Genomic DNA, 1,335 nt, shown 5'->3' on the forward strand with positions numbered 1-1,335 from the left:
TCGGTAGCGCCCAGGGATGATGAGATGGTCTCCTCCCTCTTTAGCGGCGTCGCAATGCGCCAGAATGGAAGAGACATCCATTCAAGGATCGGGCGATCCGAAGGAGGAGACCATGAATCAGCATACTGTCATCGGCCTGGACCTGGCAAAGTCCAGCAACGCGGTGGTGGCCCTGAGTGGTCAGGGGCGAAAGCTATGGCGCAAGACGCTGACCCGCTCGAAACTCTTGCCCTTCCTGGCCCAGCAGGATCCCTGTTTAATCGCGCTGGAAGCGTGCTCGGGCGCCCACCATGTGGCCCGCCAGCTACAGCAACAAGGGCACCAGGTGGTGCTGTACCCGCCGGCGCATGTGAAGGCGTATCTGCGCGGCCAGAAGAACGACTACAACGATGCCTTGGCACTGGCAGAAGCCGCTCAGCATGGCCGTATCCGACCGGTAGCCGTCAAGACGGTTGAGCAGCAGGACGCTCTGCTGATCGTTCAGCAGCGCCGGCAGCTGAAGGAGGAGCAGACCCGGCTCGGCAACCGGATTCGTGCTCTGCTGGCTGAGCGCGGGGTGGTGCTGCCTCAAGGCGTTACAGCGCTGCGGCGTGGCATCCCGAGGATTCTGGAAGATGCGGAGAACGGCCTGAGTATCACGGCACGCCAGCTGTTGGAGCGCGTCTATCAGCGCTACCTGGTGCTGCTCGACGAGCTGGCGTGGTACGACACGCAGCTTCAGTGCCATGCGCGGGAAGATGCGACCTGTCGACGGTTATGCGAGATGCCGGGGGTCGGGCCCATCGTTGCCAGCGTGCTCCAGGGCTGGATGGGCGATGGCCGCCAGTTTTCACGCGGTCGGGACGCGTCTGCCGCGCTGGGCCTGGTACCCAGGCAGTACAGCACGGGCGGCCGCGATGTCCTGCTGGGCATCAGTAAGCGTGGCGATCGCTATGTGCGATCCCAAGTCGTCAACGGCGCGCAGGCCGTGTTGCGATGCGCGGAAGGCAAGGAGGACGCCCTCAGCCGCTGGGTGGTGCGCCTCAAGGCCCGCGCCGGACACAACAAGACGGTGATTGCGCTGGCCAACAAGCTAGTACGCATCGCCTGGGTGATCGTCGCCCGCGGCGAGCAGTACCGGCCACAGCCCATCGACTGCCATGGCTAAGTGATGATGACAGCCGCATCACGTTGAACATTCACTGACGGAGGTTCCCGCCCAGGTTGCGAAGGCAACGATCACGCGATGTCACGACAGGTCAGACCGGCGTGCTGAAAACCTGATGAACCCACCGGCTCACGAAGCCTAAGGGATGATAAGGACGGTGCGCGCGGATACTCATCGAGGCCAGAGGC

Annotated in this window: 1 protein-coding gene; it reads left to right on the top strand. The window is 63.4% G+C overall.

Annotation, left to right across the window (positions count from 1 at the left end):
* The first annotated feature begins 64 nt into the window (after positions 1-64).
* The gene (locus tag LWH48_RS18070) at positions 65-1,147 is read left to right on the top strand and encodes an IS110 family transposase (RefSeq protein ID WP_232913670.1); all 1,083 of its coding nucleotides are present in this window, start codon (positions 65-67) and stop codon (positions 1,145-1,147) included.
* The last annotated feature ends 188 nt before the right edge of the window (positions 1,148-1,335 follow it).

Origin of the sequence: Halomonas sp. G15 (assembly GCF_021282295.1) — a bacterium.
Taxonomy (GTDB): domain Bacteria; phylum Pseudomonadota; class Gammaproteobacteria; order Pseudomonadales; family Halomonadaceae; genus Halomonas; species Halomonas alimentaria.

What these genes read in the sequence shown, in the direction of transcription:
- LWH48_RS18070 (WP_232913670.1), top strand. Translation starts at nt 65, where the DNA reads ATGGAAGAGACATCCATTCAAGGATCGGGCGATCCGAAGGAGGAGACC.